The 15,210-nt window shown below is 64.4% G+C and carries 15 protein-coding genes; 10 read left to right on the plus strand and 5 right to left on the minus strand.

Annotated elements, in window-relative coordinates; genetic code table 11:
- Position 1 precedes the first annotated feature (1 nt).
- The 7 genes from AB7535_RS11700 to AB7535_RS11730 all read left to right on the plus strand — a co-directional run bounded on the left by AB7535_RS11700 (position 2) and on the right by AB7535_RS11730 (position 9,271).
- Positions 2 to 2,287, plus strand: a complete 2,286-nt coding sequence (locus tag AB7535_RS11700) for a hypothetical protein (RefSeq protein WP_439036306.1) — start codon at positions 2 to 4, stop codon at positions 2,285 to 2,287.
- A gap of 241 nt (positions 2,288 to 2,528) precedes the next feature.
- Positions 2,529 to 3,365 (plus strand): APH(6)-I family aminoglycoside O-phosphotransferase, encoded by an 837-nt coding sequence (locus AB7535_RS11705; protein WP_439036307.1) that lies wholly within the window; start codon positions 2,529 to 2,531, stop codon positions 3,363 to 3,365.
- A 256-nt stretch (positions 3,366 to 3,621) separates the two neighbouring features.
- Positions 3,622 to 5,541 carry a Vps62-related protein gene (locus tag AB7535_RS11710; protein WP_208071832.1) on the plus strand — a complete coding sequence of 640 codons (1,920 nt, stop codon included), beginning with the start codon at positions 3,622 to 3,624 and terminating at the stop codon, positions 5,539 to 5,541.
- Between the two features lie 192 nt (positions 5,542 to 5,733).
- Complete coding sequence (locus AB7535_RS11715; protein ID WP_439037333.1) at positions 5,734 to 6,993, plus strand: serine hydrolase domain-containing protein; 1,260 nt, start codon at positions 5,734 to 5,736, stop codon at positions 6,991 to 6,993.
- A 205-nt stretch (positions 6,994 to 7,198) separates the two neighbouring features.
- Complete coding sequence (locus AB7535_RS11720; protein ID WP_135214287.1) at positions 7,199 to 8,077, plus strand: AraC family transcriptional regulator; 879 nt, start codon at positions 7,199 to 7,201, stop codon at positions 8,075 to 8,077.
- Positions 8,078 to 8,246: 169 nt separating this feature from the next.
- Positions 8,247 to 8,909 (plus strand): SRPBCC family protein, encoded by a 663-nt coding sequence (locus tag AB7535_RS11725; protein ID WP_135214286.1) that lies wholly within the window; start codon positions 8,247 to 8,249, stop codon positions 8,907 to 8,909.
- Positions 8,909 to 9,271 (plus strand): ArsR/SmtB family transcription factor, encoded by a 363-nt coding sequence (locus AB7535_RS11730; protein ID WP_135214285.1) that lies wholly within the window; start codon positions 8,909 to 8,911, stop codon positions 9,269 to 9,271. The genes AB7535_RS11725 and AB7535_RS11730 overlap by 1 nt, the downstream gene beginning before the upstream one ends.
- A 95-nt stretch (positions 9,272 to 9,366) precedes the next feature.
- Here AB7535_RS11730 and AB7535_RS11735 read toward each other — a convergent pair whose 3' ends face one another.
- Both AB7535_RS11735 and AB7535_RS11740 read right to left on the minus strand, forming a co-directional pair.
- Positions 9,367 to 9,876, minus strand: coding sequence for a GFA family protein (locus AB7535_RS11735; protein WP_439036308.1), 510 nt, complete (start codon positions 9,874 to 9,876; stop codon positions 9,367 to 9,369).
- Positions 9,877 to 10,070: 194 nt separating this feature from the next.
- Positions 10,071 to 11,042 carry a LysR family transcriptional regulator gene (locus tag AB7535_RS11740; protein WP_439036309.1) on the minus strand — a complete coding sequence of 324 codons (972 nt, stop codon included), beginning with the start codon at positions 11,040 to 11,042 and terminating at the stop codon, positions 10,071 to 10,073.
- A gap of 150 nt (positions 11,043 to 11,192) precedes the next feature.
- On the opposite strand from AB7535_RS11740, the gene AB7535_RS11745 reads away from it, so the two are divergent.
- Genes AB7535_RS11745 through AB7535_RS11755 form a run of 3 tightly spaced genes read left to right on the plus strand, consistent with a single transcriptional unit; the run spans position 11,193 to position 12,299 of the window.
- Positions 11,193 to 11,618: a hypothetical protein gene (locus AB7535_RS11745; RefSeq protein ID WP_187387727.1), complete on the plus strand. Its 426-nt coding sequence runs from the start codon at positions 11,193 to 11,195 to the stop codon at positions 11,616 to 11,618.
- Between the two features lie 27 nt (positions 11,619 to 11,645).
- The gene (locus AB7535_RS11750; protein WP_439036310.1) at positions 11,646 to 11,768 is read left to right on the plus strand and encodes a hypothetical protein; all 123 of its coding nucleotides are present in this window, start codon (positions 11,646 to 11,648) and stop codon (positions 11,766 to 11,768) included.
- A gap of 12 nt (positions 11,769 to 11,780) precedes the next feature.
- Positions 11,781 to 12,299 carry a hypothetical protein gene (locus AB7535_RS11755; protein ID WP_439036311.1) on the plus strand — a complete coding sequence of 173 codons (519 nt, stop codon included), beginning with the start codon at positions 11,781 to 11,783 and terminating at the stop codon, positions 12,297 to 12,299.
- 147 nt (positions 12,300 to 12,446) lie between these two features.
- Here the strand turns inward: AB7535_RS11755 and AB7535_RS11760 are convergent, their stop codons facing one another.
- The 3 genes from AB7535_RS11760 to AB7535_RS11770 all read right to left on the minus strand — a co-directional run bounded on the left by AB7535_RS11760 (position 12,447) and on the right by AB7535_RS11770 (position 15,088).
- A complete protein-coding gene (locus tag AB7535_RS11760; RefSeq protein WP_439036312.1) occupies positions 12,447 to 12,833 on the minus strand; it encodes a hypothetical protein in 387 nt (128 codons plus the stop codon).
- Positions 12,834 to 13,193: 360 nt separating this feature from the next.
- Entirely contained in the window at positions 13,194 to 14,522 is a 1,329-nt protein-coding gene (gene clcA / locus AB7535_RS11765; RefSeq protein ID WP_439036313.1) for a H(+)/Cl(-) exchange transporter ClcA, read from the minus strand.
- A 302-nt stretch (positions 14,523 to 14,824) separates the two neighbouring features.
- Complete coding sequence (locus AB7535_RS11770) at positions 14,825 to 15,088, minus strand: hypothetical protein (protein ID WP_028157629.1); 264 nt, start codon at positions 15,086 to 15,088, stop codon at positions 14,825 to 14,827.
- Between the last annotated feature and the right edge of the window lie 122 nt (positions 15,089 to 15,210).

The following is a 15,210-nucleotide window of genomic DNA, read 5'->3' on the forward strand; positions in this document are numbered from 1 at the left end:
CATGTGCAATTGCTCAGAGCATGAATCGAGTGGCAGCCTTTCCAAGATGACCGCGGCATCGGTCGAGCCCGCGATGAAGCCGCAAGTCCCGCTGTCGCGCCAGATCAGCTTCAGCGACGAGGAGTCCGGCGATCAGCCGGCCTCGACCGATCTGCAGCCGTTTCCGCCGTTCAGGCTCTGCAGGCTCGACTTCCGCGAAGGCTGCTACCAGATCAACTTCAGGCCGACCGCGGGCTTCGTGACCTTTGAAGGCACGCTGCGCGTCGATCGCTCGGCACCCGACGGCGGCGCCGACCATCTGATCGTCAGCGGCGATCTCTACTCGCGCCGGCCGGTGATCGGTCCGATCCCGCCGGTGGGGCCCGTGGTGCCGGTGGGCGACGCGGACGAAGATGAAGCGGCGGCGGGCTCGGGATTGACGAGCCTGGCCGGTTCGCTCAGTGCGCTCGATGACCCCCTGATTCCGTTTCCGATCCGCAGGCCGCGGATCCCCATCTTCCCCCGCGCGCGCTATCATTCCTATCTCAGGGTGACCAGCGTGTCCGCGCCGGTCGCGGTCCCGCCGCCGAAGAAGTGCGAGCTGACGATTGTCGCCGAGCAGTTCAATCACACGCAGCCGCCGGCCGGCCAGTTCAAGGGCACGTTCCCGGCTTCGCCGTCGCGCACCGTGACGATGAAGCTTTCAAAGTTGCCAGCGCCGTTTCCGTTCTCCCTGACCGGCGGGCCGTTCTACCAGGGCCGGCTGTTCGAAGGCGGCGTGGACAAGGGCAGCGTCACGCTCGCCTGGGTGTCGAAATTCTTCCGCCGCGCCACGCTGGAGATCGACACGCTGGTCGGAGCCGTCCGGCCCGCGCCGGTGCCTGACGGTGCCGGTGGCACCGAGTTCTTCGACACGGTCTTTGCGAAGACCGGCTGGCAGCTGTCGGTGGTGCAGGACCAGCTCAACGTTCCGGTGCCATCAGGCGTGGTGGCGACCAATTGCTGGAGCTCAGCGGATCTGCATGCGCTGATGACGACCGTACGCAATCCCGCGACGAATCTGGACACCGAATGGCGCGTGCACATGATCGTGGTGCCCGCCAAGCTCGGCTGCTCGCGCGGCATCATGTACGACCAGATCGGCGTACCCCGCGAAGGCTGCGCCAGCTTCTCCGATGACGGCTATCCCGTCTCGGACTCCTCGAACTTCGGTCTCGCCGCGAACAAGAAGCAACGCGACGTGCCGCGAGCGTTCCTGCGCAGCGCGACCCACGAGCTGACGCATACGCTGAACCAGATCCATCAGGAGCAGGAGACGGCGGCCGACAACTCGATCATGACCACGACGCCGAGTGTCGCGGACGTGCTCGGCGGTCCCGCGACCGGCGCACCCGGCGTGTTCCCGGACCAGATCGCGCTCGCGCACAACACCAACGTCCGTCATCACCTCAACCACATGCCGGATCCGGTCATTCGTCCGGGCGGATGGCCGTTCGCAAGCTGGTTCCCGACCGGTGCGCCGCAAGCCGCCGACCGGCACGACTTCGAACCTTCCGAGCTGGCGCTGACGGTCACGGCCACGACCGACCGCGTCGCGCTCGGCCAGCCGCTGGATCTGACCTGGACGATGACGAACACGAGCGGCGTGTCGCTGCGCGCGCCGAACGACGTCAGCACCGAGGCCCTGTTCGCATCGATCACCGTCACCGACGGCGAGGGGCACGAGCGTCCGGTCAGGCCCTTCGTGATCCTGTGCGAGCACGCGAAGCTTGGCGAGCTCGAGCCCGGCAAGAGCGTCACGGCGTCAGCCAAGGTGTTTTGGAGCACCGCGGGCTTCGCCTTCGAGAAACCGGGCCGCTACCGCGTCGACGTCGCGGTGTCGTGGTCGGCGCAGGGCGTGATGGTGGGCGTGCAGTCGGGGATCGACGTGTTCGTCGACTATCCGACCAGCGCGAGCGACAACCATTCGGCCAATCTCGTGCTGCATCCCGAGGTCGGCAAATGGGTGGCGCTCGGCGGCGATGCCTATCACCTCGGTGAAGCGTGCCGGCGATTGCAGGCGCTCAGCCAGACCGCAGGGCCGTCAGGTGCGCGCGCTGCAACGGCTGCGGCCGGCGACGATACGACCGCGCCGCGCGCGATCGACGGTTTTGCCGACATGCTGCCCGATCGCGCCAAGCTCGCCAGGTTACGTCCCGAACTGTCCACTGAGACCGGCGGCCGTACGCCACGCGGACCGGCGCGAGCAGCCGCCCCAGGCCGCAAACGCGCGGCGAAGGCAAAGGGGCGCGCTGGGCGAAAGCGGTAACGGTTTCGCCAGAGTCCGGTGAAGACCATCGGTGTCATGGGCGAGCGCACCTGCGACCGTGTCGTCGCAGGTGCGCCGTCACCTTCGCCGACCGCGACGCGAAAGCGCGACTCTTTGGCCACGGGAAAGGAAAACGAAAACGTGGAAAGGGTATCGCTGCAACGAAACGGTGGCGGCCGGCCGCATGATTGATCAAGTCCCGGCAGACAGAGCGCCGGACATGATCCCAGGTGATGACCCCATGGACTCGCATCCCCATATTCCAGCGCCAGTCGCAATTTGGCTTGAGCGATGGCGTCTGGTTCCGGACGGGGCACTGCTGACCACCCATTCCAGCTGGGTCCTGCCGGTCCGGCATGAGGGCCGGCCTGCAATGCTCAAGGTTGCCCGTATTCCCGATGAGGGGGCGGGCTATCGTCTTCTGACCTGGTGGGACGGTCAGGGCGCGGCCAGGGTCTTTGCCTCGAGTGCGGACGCTCTGCTGATGGAACGGGCCTCGGGAGCCGGTGATCTCGCGCAGATGGCCTGGTCGGGCCGGGACGACGAGGCATGCCGGATCCTCTGCGACACGGCGGCTCGGCTGCACGCAACGCGGTCCGGCCCGCTTCCCGACCTGCATCCGCTGGAGGACTGGTTTCAGCCGCTCTTCCAGCTCGCCCCGGACCACGCGGCACTCGCGCCCGCCGCCGACATCGCCCGCCAACTCCTGGCCGCGCCACACGCCATCGGTCCGCTGCACGGCGACCTGCACCACGAGAATGTGCTCGACTTCGGTGAGCGCGGATGGCTGGCGATCGACCCGCATGGGCTGATCGGCGAACGAACATTCGACTATGCCAACATCTTCACGAACCCTGACCTCAGCGATCCGAGCCGGCCGCTTGCGATCCTGCCGGGTCGACTGGAGGCCCGGCTGGATACCGTGGTCGCCGTGACGGGCCTTCAGCCCGAGCGGCTGCTTCGCTGGATCGTTGCGTGGACGGGGTTGTCGGCAGCCTGGTTCATTGGCGACGGCGACGAGCAGGGCGCTGCCATCGACCTTACCATCAATACAATAGCTCGCCGCCTGCTCGCTTAGCCTCGGCGCGCGAGTGCTCGCTCATGACGCGGACCCGCGCGAGCGGCCGCGCCAGGGCGCAAGCTTCACAGACGAATGACAGCAGTGTGAAATTCTCCATCGCTGCCGCGCTGTTTCGTCCGCGCTCAGTTTCAGCATGATGTGATCTCGCTTTAAGCGTGTATTGTTGTAGACTATCGCGCAGGGGCTGGCTCGCGTCCAATATCGGTTGTTCGAAGCTCCCGACCGTCGATCTACGACCAGCAGGGAGCAAATCATGGCCTGGCCTACGCTTGCCGAACTCGTCTCGAACTTCGCGCCGATCCTTCATCTCGACAAGGATGAGGTCAATCTGCCCTCGTCGACCGACTGGTACATCGGCCAGGTCGGCTACCAGGCCGCCGGCGGCATCTATTCCGGTCCCGGTCAGTGGAATTGGGGGACGGTCGAGCAGAGCAGCCCCGACGACTATCTGGTCGCGCCGCAGGCCATCTGGGCCTCGCTCATGAAGGGCTATCTCCCCAGCGCCACCAGCTATGTTCACGTCCTGCCGGTCGACGACCGCACCGACATGGTCGATCTCCAGTACTGGCTGTTCTATCCCTATAACGGGCAGGAGACCTTCGAGGTCACCGGCTGGACCGGCACCACCGGTCAGGCGCTGATGCCGCTCTCGATCCATTGGGGCGACTGGGAATGCGTCACGGTGCGCGTCAATATCGACCAGCAGGTCGTCGGCGTGTTCTTCTCGCAGCATTCGGGCGGACAATGGTGCTCGCCGAACGACGGCTTCCTGTCGCTGAGCGGCACGCACCCGAACGTCTATGTCGCGAGCGGGTCGCATGCCAACTATCCGGCCGCCAGCAACAGCACCTACGAGATCGGCGGCGTCGATGTGTGGGATGTGCGCTTCGCGGTGGCCGACTACGCGCGCGGCGGCGGTCCGACCGTCAATCTGTTCGCGCCCAATCCGCCGGTCGTGATCCAGAACGATGCGCAGGCGATCCTTCCCACGCCCGTCACCTCGCCACCCTGGCTCGCCTTCAGGGGACGCTGGGGACAGCCGATCGAGCCCACGCTGACCGACGCGGAGATAGGCTCATTGGTCGCCGCCGCCGCCAGCGGCATGCAACTGAACGTGCTGGTCGAGGACGCCGTGCAGTACGTGGCAGGCTCGACCACGCTGCAGGCCTGGCTCTCGGAAGTGATCCTGCCGATCGCGAAGGGCGACCTGACCGGCCCAACGGGACCATCGCAGAAGGGCTCCTGGGCCGTCACGCCGACCTTCCTGCCGTTCGGCACCGACGCGCCGATCGCTTCGAGCGTCAGTCTCGTTCCGGTGGCGCTCGCGACGATGCCGGGATCGCAAATCCTCTGCATCGGAATGGGGAGTCCCTTGCCGCCGGCGATGCGTGCGTGGAGCCTCAATCAGGGTAAATGGTCCAGTGCGAAGTCGCCTACCATGAGCCCGTTCGGCGGACTGGCCGCCTGCGCGACGCCCTCGGGCGGACTGGCGCTGCTCGGTCTGGGCAAGACCAGCCTTCTCGCCTTCATCTCGTCCTCTGGGGCGTCCGGAGGGCCGTGGAGCGCAGCGGGGCTCTGGCCCGCACCGCCGGCCACGACCGGGGCCAGCATCGGCCAGCTCAACGGCGTCTGGTATATTGCCTGGGGCGGCGCCGACGGCAGCATCCAGTATCTCAGCACGACCGACTGGGTGCATTTCGGGTCTCCGCAAAGCGTGATGATTCCCAGCGTCGACGGCCCGGTGCCTGCGACGATCGCGGGCGGTGCGCTGGTGGCGCCTGCGGTGGAGAGCTGCGGGGGCGCGCTGGTGATCGTGGCGCCGATCGCCGGGCTCGAAAAGGGGATGCCGACGGTGCTCGGCGCCTATGTGTCGTCCGACGGTTCGAACTGGACCGGCCCCAATCTGCTGCCGAGCATGTCGCTCTGTTCGAACACCAGCGGCGCGCTCGCCGGAGGGCCGAACGGGACGCTCTATTGTTTCTATGCCGACGGCAACAAGAAGGTGCGTTACTCGGTCACCAGCGACGGCGCGGACTGGAGCGATTCAGGCACGATCGCTGGCGCGTTCACCCAGCGGACGCCTAGCGTGGTCCCCTGGCAGGGCGGCTTTCTCGTCGTGCATCCCGGCAAGTCGTCACCGACGGTGTACTGGAACAGCGCGACCTTCGAGTAAGGCGCGATGCGCTGTCGGATGCAGGCGTCGATGTTGACGACGTCGATCGGCGTGTGATTGACCAAGCAGGGGCAGGCGGCGAAGGGGCGCCGCCGCCCCGATCACTGCACGGCACCTCGGCGCAAACGCCGGATGTGGATCATGCCATCCCATGATACGCCATCCGCACCGCTGCTTCCGGAGTTCGTGTTCATGTCCGCCGCAACTGCCCCGAACCAACAGCCCGCAACTTCCACCGAGACCGATGCCGAAGCGCTCGGCTGGATGAAGGGCTTCCCGCCAGCGCCCGACCGCACGATCACCTTCCAGAACGGCTCGTTCCGCAATTTCCCCGAATTGCGCTGGGCCTGGAGCAACGTCCGCCAGCTGGTGCCGACCGTGAATGTCTGGCGCGGGGCAGGGCCCGCGTCCGTGTTGCCGCGGGAAGACCACGACATCGGCGCGGTCGCCTCGACCACCATGGACGGCCGGCCCATGACGTTCGCGAAGATGCTGGAGGAGACTTATACCGACGGCATCGCCGTGCTGCATCGGGGCAAGCTGATCTATGAGCGCTATTTCGGCGCGCTGAAGCCGCACAAGCCGCATATCGCGATGTCGGTGACGAAGTCGTTCACGGGAGTGCTGGCCGGCATTCTCGTCACCGAGGGCAAGGTCGATCCGCAGGCACAGGTCACGGATTATGTGCCGGAGCTGAAAGCCAGCGCGTTCGGCGATGCGCGCGTGCACGAGGTCATGGATATGACCACGGGGCTCGAATACACCGAAGTCTATACCGACAAGAACTCCCACGTGTGGGGCTTGCGGCGTGCCAACGGCATGGCGCCGATTCCGCCTGACTATAGCGGCCCGACCAATATCTTCGATTTCCTCGTCGCGCAGAAGAAGCAGGGTGAGCACGGCAAGGCCTTTGCCTACAAGACCGTCAACACCGATGTGCTCGCCTGGATCTGCCGGCGTGCCAGCGGCATGACATTGTCCGACCTTCTCTCCGAGCGCATCTGGACGCCGATGGGGGCGGAGGAGGACGCGCATTATCACGTCGATCGCATCGGCACCGAGAGCGGCGGTGGCGGCCTCTCGACCACGTTGCGCGATCTCGCCCGCTTCGGCGAGACCATGCGCAATCACGGCCGCTTCAACGGCCGCCAGATCGTGCCGTCGTCCGTCGTCGAGGACATCGCGCACGGCGGCGATCCCGAGAAGTTCAAGCCGGCCGGCTACACCACGCTGCCCGGCGCGTCCTATCGCAATCAATGGTGGGTCACACACAACGCCCACGGCGCCTATATGGCGCGCGGCGTTCACGGCCAGGGCATCTATGTCGATCCCAAGGCCGAGATGGTGATCGCGCGCTACGCGTCGCACCCCGTAGCGGGCAACGCCGCCAACGACCCCGTGACGCTGCCGGCCTATATGGCGCTGGCAAAGGAGCTGATGGCCGGCGGGTAGGGCGAGGCGGGGGCTGATGGCGTAGGGTGGATTAGCCGAAGGCGTAATCCACCATCTGTCATCGAGCCGCGTTGAAGATGGCGGATTACGCTTCGCTAATCCGCCCTACGGGGCCGACGAATTCGCGACAACTTCCAAACCGCAAGATCGGTCGAGCAAATGATCGCCGTCAGCGGCTATCTGGAGCCGCCACGGAGGAGGGACGATGAAGGCGGCGCTGCAAAACTATCAGAACCGGATGCGGCGGGTGCTGGACCATATCGACCGGCATCTCGACAGCGATCTGGACCTGGAAACGCTGAGCAGCGTTGCGGCCTTCTCGAAATTTCATTTCCACCGGCAGTTTACGGCGACCTTCGGGTTGTCAGTGCATCGCTATGTCCAGCTGGCCCGTATGAAGCGCGCTTCCTACATGCTGGCCTACAGTGACGCCCTTGGTGTCACTGACATCGCGATGGACGCCGGTTACGATGCACCGGACGCCTTTGCCCGCGCCTTTCGGCAACGGTTCGGGCAATCACCGTCGTCGTTCCGCAATTCTCCCGACTGGGAGCCGTGGCTTGTGGCCTTCGGGCCTCTCGACAACGCGAGGAGCAAGCTCATGAAGACTTTTACCACCGACGACGTGACGATACGCGATGTGCCCTCCACGAGGGTGGCGATCATGGAGCATCGGGGCGACCCGGCGACGCTCGGCGACACCATCCGGCGGTTCATCGCGTGGCGCAAGGCAGCCGGCCTGCACCCCAGGACAAGTCCGACCTTCAATGTCTGGCGGTCCGAACGGCGTCCTTCCTCGCCCGCCACTTACAGCACGGACCTCTGTGTCGGGACCGACCAGCCGATCGAGGCGAATGGCGAAGAGATCAAGGCCGGCGAGATCCCCGGCGGACGCTGCGCGGTGCTGCGGGTCGTCGGCTACACCGACAATCTGGAGCCCGCCGCGCTCTACCTTTATCGCGACTGGCTTCCGGCCAGCGGCGAGGAAGCACGCGACTTCCCGATCTATTGCCAGCGGCTGAGTTTCTTCCCGGAGGTGCCGGAGCATGAGACGGTTGCGGACGTGTTCCTGCCGCTGAAATAGCGCCCTCCGACGGCGGACGAACTGGCATCAATCAATATCGCGCGCTCCATGCGTCGTACGGTCTGCCCGGAGCGCCAGCCACAGCGGCACGGTCTCACTAATATAAGAGTTGACTTATATTAGTGAAGGCCGATATTCGCCATTGCGCGAAACGATACGGAGGGATGCAATGGAAATCGACGTCGCCAGGGTCTTGGGGCTTGTCACGCGTTCGGTGAAGAATTTCGAGAAGGATGGAAAAGCAGCCAGCACGGTGACGCTGACGCGGCTTTACGAGACCAGTGTCGACGATCTCTGGGACGCAGTGACCAGCCGGCAACGCATTCCGCGCTGGTTCCTGCCGGTCGAGGGAGACCTCCAGCTGGGCGGAAGGTACCAGCTGAAGGGGAACGCGGGCGGCACCATTACGGCATGTGCGCCGCCGACGCATTTTGCAGCGACGTGGGAATTCGGCGGCGGGATAAGCTGGATCGACGTCAAGCTGGCGGCAGAACGAGATCAGGCGCGTCTGACGCTGGAGCACACCGCAATTATCGAGGACCATTGGAATCAGTTCGGTCCTGGTGCGGTGGGTATCGGTTGGGATCTCGCCATCGCGGGATTGGAACGATATGTTGCGACCGGCGCATCGGTCGACCACGAGACGGCCGAGGCTTGGATGGGCTCTCCTGCCGGTAAGGAATTCATGACGACAAGCGGTGAATATTGGTGCGCGGCGCATGTCGCAAGCGGGGTCGATCCTGATACGGCGAAGCAGCGCTCCGACCGCACCATCGCCTTCTACCGCGGCGAGATGCCGCCTGACGTCGCACATCCGGGCACAGGAAGCTGATGCACGTCTTCGAGGTCCTCGCCGATCCCGTGCGCCGTCGCATCCTCGAGCTGCTCGCCCCGGGGGAGATGGCGTCCGGTGAGGTCGTTGAAGCGATCGGGGCCGAGTTCGGGATCACGCAGGCGGCCGTGTCGCAGCATCTCAAGGTGCTGCGCGAGAGCGGCTTTGCGACGGTTCGGGCGGAGGCGCAAAGACGACTCTATTCGGTCGACGGTGCGGGGCTTCGGTCGGTGGATGCGTGGATCGGTCAGTTCAGGAATTTCTGGGAGCCGAAGCTGGACGCGCTGGCGACGGAGATCGCGCGCGGCAAACGGGAGCGACGTCACGCGCCGATGACCAAACGGAGCGGGAAGAGGGCGTGAGCTCCACGATGTAGGATGGGTAGAGCGAAGCGAAACCCATCAATACCGCGCGTTGAACCCGATGGGTTTCGCTGCGCTCTACCCATTCCACGCGCTCATCTTCCCAGCGCCATCGCGATGCGCGAGGCCAGAAGCTTGACCATGAGACCGGGCGGATAGCTTCGATAGCTCGGCACATCGTCCGACAGCACGACGCCTTCCAGTTTGAACTTCGTGCAGATCCGGGCCTGCAGGGTAGGGAGCTCGCCGTGAAATCGCGCTCGGTAGGCCGAGACCCAATGCGGACCGCGATCGAAACTGACGAACATCGCCGAATTGCAGCAGGTCGCGACAACCCTGTTGGTCGGCGAAATGTCCTTGAGCTTATGAGGCTTCAGGAGCTCGGCCCCCTTGGAGCATGCGAAGCGGTCCTTGCGATAAAGCACATAGGCCGTGCCGCCGCCGGGATCGCGGACGGCAGGCGCGTTCGGCAGCGCCTCGAGCTGCGCCGCACCCTTCTGGCAGTCGTCGCAATAGCAGGCGGCGCTGACAATCGGCTTGCCGAGCGCTTTGACTTCGACGCTGCCGCAGGCGCACGACGCGATCATGACGGGGGAGTGGGTCATCTGCCTGCAATCACCATGGGTTGTTCTCGCCGTTGCGGAACTCTGGCGTTACGCGGAAGCCGGTACGCGCAGGTTCCTCGCATCATACGGCAAAGCACGCAAGCGAAAGCGGTGACTTCGCTTTGCTGCGGTGTCTCCCTCACCCCCGCGACATCTTCTCGAACTGCTCGATCAACCGTTCCGCGCTTTCGATATCAGCGCATTTTCGTCCCGCGCGCTCGCTTGTCATCAACGTGAACGCGCGTTTTGCCGGCAGCAACCTGACGACCCTTCACGTGGTCGATGAAGGCTCTCAGTTTCGGCATCGTTTGATGGCGGCTCGGATAGTAGAGAAACACGCCCGGCGCCATTGGCGCGAAAGACTTCAGGACCTGTACGAGCTTTCCCGTCTTCACCAGGCTGGTGGCGATCGGCGCGGGCACTTGAGCAAGTCCCATGCCTTCCACGGCGGCGCCGAGCATGGTGGGAAAGTCGTGGGCAATCAGCGGCCCCGAGACGATCGCTTCGACTGTCTTGTTGCCATCGACGAGAGACCATGGCGCGATCGATCCGTTGCTGCGGCGAATGCGCAGGCATGCGTGCCGACGCAGGTCGTCGATACGCTCGGGTCGCCCGTGCCGGCTTAGATAGTCGGGGCTGCCGACGACCACGAACGGGAAGGGGGGCGTCAGCCGGACCGCGACCATGTCGGTGGCGATGAACTGGCCCATCCGGACGCCGGCATCAAACCCCTTGGCCGCGAGGTCGACCAATTCCTCGCCGGCGGCGATCTCCACTTCGACCTCGGGATAGGCCTGGCAGAAGGATGCGATCAGCGGCTCCAGCAGGATCGGTACCACGGCGCGCGGCACGGTGAGGCGCAACAGTCCAGTCGGCCGCTGCCCAAGATCGCGCGCAACCTCGCTTGCGGCGACGAGCTCCTCGAAAGCGGGCTTTGCGCGCGAGAGGAACCGCGCGCCGGCCTCGGTCAGGCCGACACTGCGTGTCGTGCGTATGAACAAGGCTGCGCCGACACGCCCCTCGAGCGCACGGACCGCCTGGCTGATGGCCGATGGCGTGACCCCGAGCTCCGCGGCTGCGCGGCGGAAACTGCGGTACTGGGCGACGCGCAGGAACGCTTCCACGCCATCGAGCGCGCCTTGTCTGACTGTGAAGTTCTGCTTCATAGCCCATCAACATTATCCCGAATAGTCGCTCGCGCCAATCGATCGTATGTCTTGCTCGCAGATCGGAAGCATCGCTGATGTCGGACATCTGCGACGTCAGCGTGATCTCAGAGAACAAAGGAGACCGCCGTGCTCCGGGAAACGAGACCGATGAAAGTCATCCGTAAATTTGTCGTCATGCTCACCCTAACCCTGATGGGAGCGACTTCCATGACCGATCCATCCGTTGCCCAAACACAAGCCATCTCACAAGCCATGTCGCCCACAACCACCGGGGTGATGGTCATCCTGACCGTGAAGGCGGGTGTCACGCGCGAGCAGGTCATGGCCGTCATGCCCGCTGAAATCCAGCAGACGGTGCAGCTCTATCTCAATGGGAAAATTCGCGAGTGGTATTCGCGTGGCGATGGGCGCGGAGCGATCTTCCTCGTCGATGCCGGGGATGTCGCCGGGGCGCAGGCGATCATGGGGGATCTCCCATTGGCCAGGCAAGATCTGATGGACCACGAGTATATCGCAATCGGTCCGCTTTTGCCGCTCCGCTTGCTCATGGCCAATCCCGAGCGTCGGCAATAAGGGCGAGACTCGGATGGAGGGCGGCCGATGACCACTGATGCTGCTCCCGCTGCGATCGTCGCGCCGCTTCGGGCCTGGCATGGCCTGCTTTGGACCCTCCCATTCGCGGCACTGTGGACCTGGTTGCTCTACGCGCTAGTCGCGATCTGATCGGAGGCCAAAATGACGACAGAAACGCTGTTCCAGATACATCTTGTCCTCGGTTATGTCGCGTGGCTGCTCTGCTTCGGCACGTATGTCTGGCCCTGGCTCAGGTCGATGGACGGGCGCGACGCGCACCGTGCCATCGCCACGCTGCACAGCTTCCGCTTCTTCGGGCTCGTCTTCATCCTTCCTGGCGTCGTGAGTCCGGACTTGCCGGCTGGATTCGCGGTGTTCGCCGCCTGGGGCGACTTCGCGACCGGGGTGCTGGCCATGCTGGCGCTTCTCACGGTGAGGATACGCGCTCTCTTCTGGCTGTTCGTCGTCGCCTTCAATCTCGCTGGCACGGTCGATCTCGTCGTCGACTACTATGACGCCATCCAGGTCGGCCTTCCCGCGCATGCGGAGTGGCTTGGCTCAACCTACGCGATCCCGATCATCTACGTGCCGCTGCTGATGATCACGCACGTCACCGCATTCTATTTTCTGGCACGCCCTCGGCTCGGCGCCGATGCCGCGGCACTGGCCGGCGCGGGCTGAGACGGACCGCTCAAGTAGTAGGACGCTCCGACAGAGGCCTCGCCCTCCCTACCAATCGGCGGCTGCCTCGAGCAGCCGTTGGCGCATGAAGGCAACGCGCGGCCGTTTGCGTTCCGGTCCGCGTATGAACGGTGAGGATTGAGCCGATCAGGTCACGCAACGGCCGGGCTGCAGAAGCCTTGCGACTTCCGTGAGCGCGCTGACCACGGGCTCGCAGGCAAGTGTCGGCTTACGGCTCTGATTCCGCAGCAGCGTCGGCGGCTTGGTGGTGCGGGCCTGCGCAGCCGGAATACGCAGCAAGACCGAGGTATCGGCGAGATCGTTCAAGCGCAGCGAAACCGTTTTCGTCGGAACTGCGAAAGGCTTGCGGTCGGCAAGATGATCTGCCTTGCCGGCGCGATTGACGATGTGGCTTGACTGTTCGGAGACCGCCTGCCAGCGGTTTACGAGGTCGTGACCTGAAGCGTACTGCACTGCACCGAGCGTCAACGCGGTAGCGACAGCGCCTAGAAGAGCTTTGCGAATCTGTGACATGGCTTCGCTCCTCGCCCGATGGCGATTGTCGTTCCTTACGCAGCGCCCCCTCGGCCCATCGCTTCCTGTGGTCGCCTTCTAATGGCCGGCGGTTTCACCATTCCTTCGTGAACGCCGGAAAATGGTTTCATCCCGGCAGATTTTGTTTCGTCGCATTGAGGGAGGTCCTGGTTCCCGCGTGGGCACAGCGGTTACGTCCGCGCTAGGTCACAAGCCGACATCTGAGCAAAGGCCACAAAGCGTCCGCCAGGGGCCCACAAGCGGAAAGAAACGCTGCTCAAGAACAGAATTTGCGATGGGGAAGTCGAACGCCCAAAATGTTGCAACGCATCGGCGTCGTTGGGGTGGGTGACACCGATCTCATCTCTGTCTGATTTGCCGCTCCAAGCGCAGCGTATGCTCACGCAGGGAATCGTAAATCGGCGCATTGCCCAGCAGCATGGGCAGCAGCATCGCCATGAAGCAAGCTCCCAGCATCGGCAGCAGCATCGTCACGTTACCGGTCATTTCAGCGACGAGAACGATGCCGGTCACCGGCGCGCGCACAACGCCGGTGAAGAGAGCGGCCATGCCCACCAAAGCAAATGCTTCCGGCTGGATAGAGAGCGCCGGGAATGCAAGACGGCAAGCCGCCCCGAACAGCAACCCAGACTGGGCTCCCAGCACGAGCAAGGGGGCGAACAGGCCGCCGGGCGTGCCGGCAGCGTATGAGAGAGCGCCGAGTCCGAATCGGATCAGGAATGCGCCCCCCAGGATCCCCACACTCTCGTGGCCGATCAGCGCCCGCTGCGTGATCTGATCTCCGCCACCGACCAGTTCGGGCGCGAACCAGGCCAACATACCGGCGCTTGCGCCGATCAATCCGGCGCGTAGCTCGATCGGTAGCCCTCCAAATCGGTCGCGAACTGCGATGGTCGCGAGCAGGGTGCGATTGTATGCGACGGCCAGCAGGCCTGCGATGCCACCCAGAGTAAGGAACAGCGGGGCGGACTCAGCGCTGGGATAGCTCAGCGGCCCGATGTGAAAGTCGGGCGCGTCACCGAGAAGCAGCCTTGCGACCGGGATCGCCGTCGCCAGTGCTGCAAGGGCGGCGATGGCAACACGGTGTTCGAACCTCTGCACCAGTTCCTCCAGCACGAACACGAGCCCGGCAATCGGCGCATTGAAGGCCGTTGCAAGGCCGGCGCCGGCGCCGGCCGCCAGAAGCACTCGCGAGTCCGCCCAACACAACCGGCAGACGCGCGCAGCGAAAACCGCGATACCGGCGCCCATCTGGACGGTCGGCCCCTCACGGCCCAGCGCCAGCCCGGAGCCGATCGCCAGTATTCCGCCGAAGAATTTCACTGGCACCAGGCCAAACGGAGCCGGCGGGATCTCTTCGCGCAGAACAGCTTCGACATGCGGAATGCCGCTGCCCGAAGCGTGTGGCGAGAATTGCCGCACCATCCACGCGGCAACCAGGGTCGCGACACCGCACGCGCCGACGACAGTCAAGAACCCCCAGATTGCGTGGCCATGGGCCCAGGCGATCATCGCATCGCGCAGACGATCGGCATGCGCGAGCAAAAGCCGGAAGATCGCCCCAACACATCCAGTCGCCGCTCCTACGATGAGAGCCATCGCCGCGAGCCCCAACAGGCTGCGACGTTCGTCTGCGACTTGCCGGTCGTCGTCAGGGTTATGGTCCACGGCTGGTCGATGATCCCGAGGCCTTCGCAAGGGATAATCTTTGCCAAAATCGCTGGCGAATGTCCCGGAAAAGAATGCTTCCAACTTGACCGAACAACTGCCTCTCCGACCGATATGCTAGGGACCTCACCGCACGTCCCAACGATAAGGTGCGCCGAACCAAGGCCCCGCTTTGGGTCACAGGCTGACTTCGACAACCTGCTTGACCTGGTTCACTTATCTCCTGAAAGCAGACATTGCAGCCCTCTGAGCAGAGGTCAGCCACGGGCCAAAAACAGACAACTGAAACAGCCGCGACCTGATCAGCCGCAGATGCGCACGCGGCGCTCGCGCCAGCCATGCCCGTCCCAGAAGCGCTGGGTTATCCAGTGGCAGGGCGGGATCGGCTCTCCAACCGGGGCATCGACATAGCCCGACCAGTACGGATAGCCGCCGGGTCCGGGATAAGTGCGCGGATACGGATTGCCGCCGGGGCCGTAATCATAGCGCGGACCAGCATAAGCGGGCGAGGCTGCTGAAACGACCAAAGTCGCGACGGCAGCGAGAGCCAACAACGTCTTCCTCATGGTGATACCTTTCCAACGCTGCGAAGGCTGCAAGACGATCGCCGAGCAATGCAGCGTCAGCGTCGACAAGCTGAAATGTCAAGGAGAGTGATCTCAGCAAGGCTATTGTCTGGCGACCTCCT

It is taken from the genome of Bradyrhizobium sp. 956_D2_N1_4, assembly GCF_052076025.1.
Lineage (GTDB): Bacteria > Pseudomonadota > Alphaproteobacteria > Rhizobiales > Xanthobacteraceae > Bradyrhizobium > Bradyrhizobium barranii.

What these genes read in the sequence shown, in the direction of transcription:
- AB7535_RS11770 (WP_028157629.1), bottom strand. Translation starts at nt 15,088, where the DNA reads ATGAGGAAGACGTTGTTGGCTCTCGCTGCCGTCGCGACTTTGGTCGTT.
- AB7535_RS11720 (WP_135214287.1), top strand. Translation starts at nt 7,199, where the DNA reads ATGAAGGCGGCGCTGCAAAACTATCAGAACCGGATGCGGCGGGTGCTG.
- AB7535_RS11705 (WP_439036307.1), top strand. Translation starts at nt 2,529, where the DNA reads ATGGACTCGCATCCCCATATTCCAGCGCCAGTCGCAATTTGGCTTGAG.
- AB7535_RS11740 (WP_439036309.1), bottom strand. Translation starts at nt 11,042, where the DNA reads ATGAAGCAGAACTTCACAGTCAGACAAGGCGCGCTCGATGGCGTGGAA.
- AB7535_RS11750 (WP_439036310.1), top strand. Translation starts at nt 11,646, where the DNA reads ATGACCACTGATGCTGCTCCCGCTGCGATCGTCGCGCCGCTTCGGGCC.
- AB7535_RS11725 (WP_135214286.1), top strand. Translation starts at nt 8,247, where the DNA reads ATGGAAATCGACGTCGCCAGGGTCTTGGGGCTTGTCACGCGTTCGGTG.
- AB7535_RS11715 (WP_439037333.1), top strand. Translation starts at nt 5,734, where the DNA reads ATGTCCGCCGCAACTGCCCCGAACCAACAGCCCGCAACTTCCACCGAG.
- AB7535_RS11735 (WP_439036308.1), bottom strand. Translation starts at nt 9,876, where the DNA reads ATGACCCACTCCCCCGTCATGATCGCGTCGTGCGCCTGCGGCAGCGTC.
- AB7535_RS11710 (WP_208071832.1), top strand. Translation starts at nt 3,622, where the DNA reads ATGGCCTGGCCTACGCTTGCCGAACTCGTCTCGAACTTCGCGCCGATC.
- AB7535_RS11700 (WP_439036306.1), top strand. Translation starts at nt 2, where the DNA reads ATGTGCAATTGCTCAGAGCATGAATCGAGTGGCAGCCTTTCCAAGATG.
- AB7535_RS11760 (WP_439036312.1), bottom strand. Translation starts at nt 12,833, where the DNA reads ATGTCACAGATTCGCAAAGCTCTTCTAGGCGCTGTCGCTACCGCGTTG.
- AB7535_RS11745 (WP_187387727.1), top strand. Translation starts at nt 11,193, where the DNA reads ATGAAAGTCATCCGTAAATTTGTCGTCATGCTCACCCTAACCCTGATG.
- AB7535_RS11755 (WP_439036311.1), top strand. Translation starts at nt 11,781, where the DNA reads ATGACGACAGAAACGCTGTTCCAGATACATCTTGTCCTCGGTTATGTC.
- AB7535_RS11730 (WP_135214285.1), top strand. Translation starts at nt 8,909, where the DNA reads ATGCACGTCTTCGAGGTCCTCGCCGATCCCGTGCGCCGTCGCATCCTC.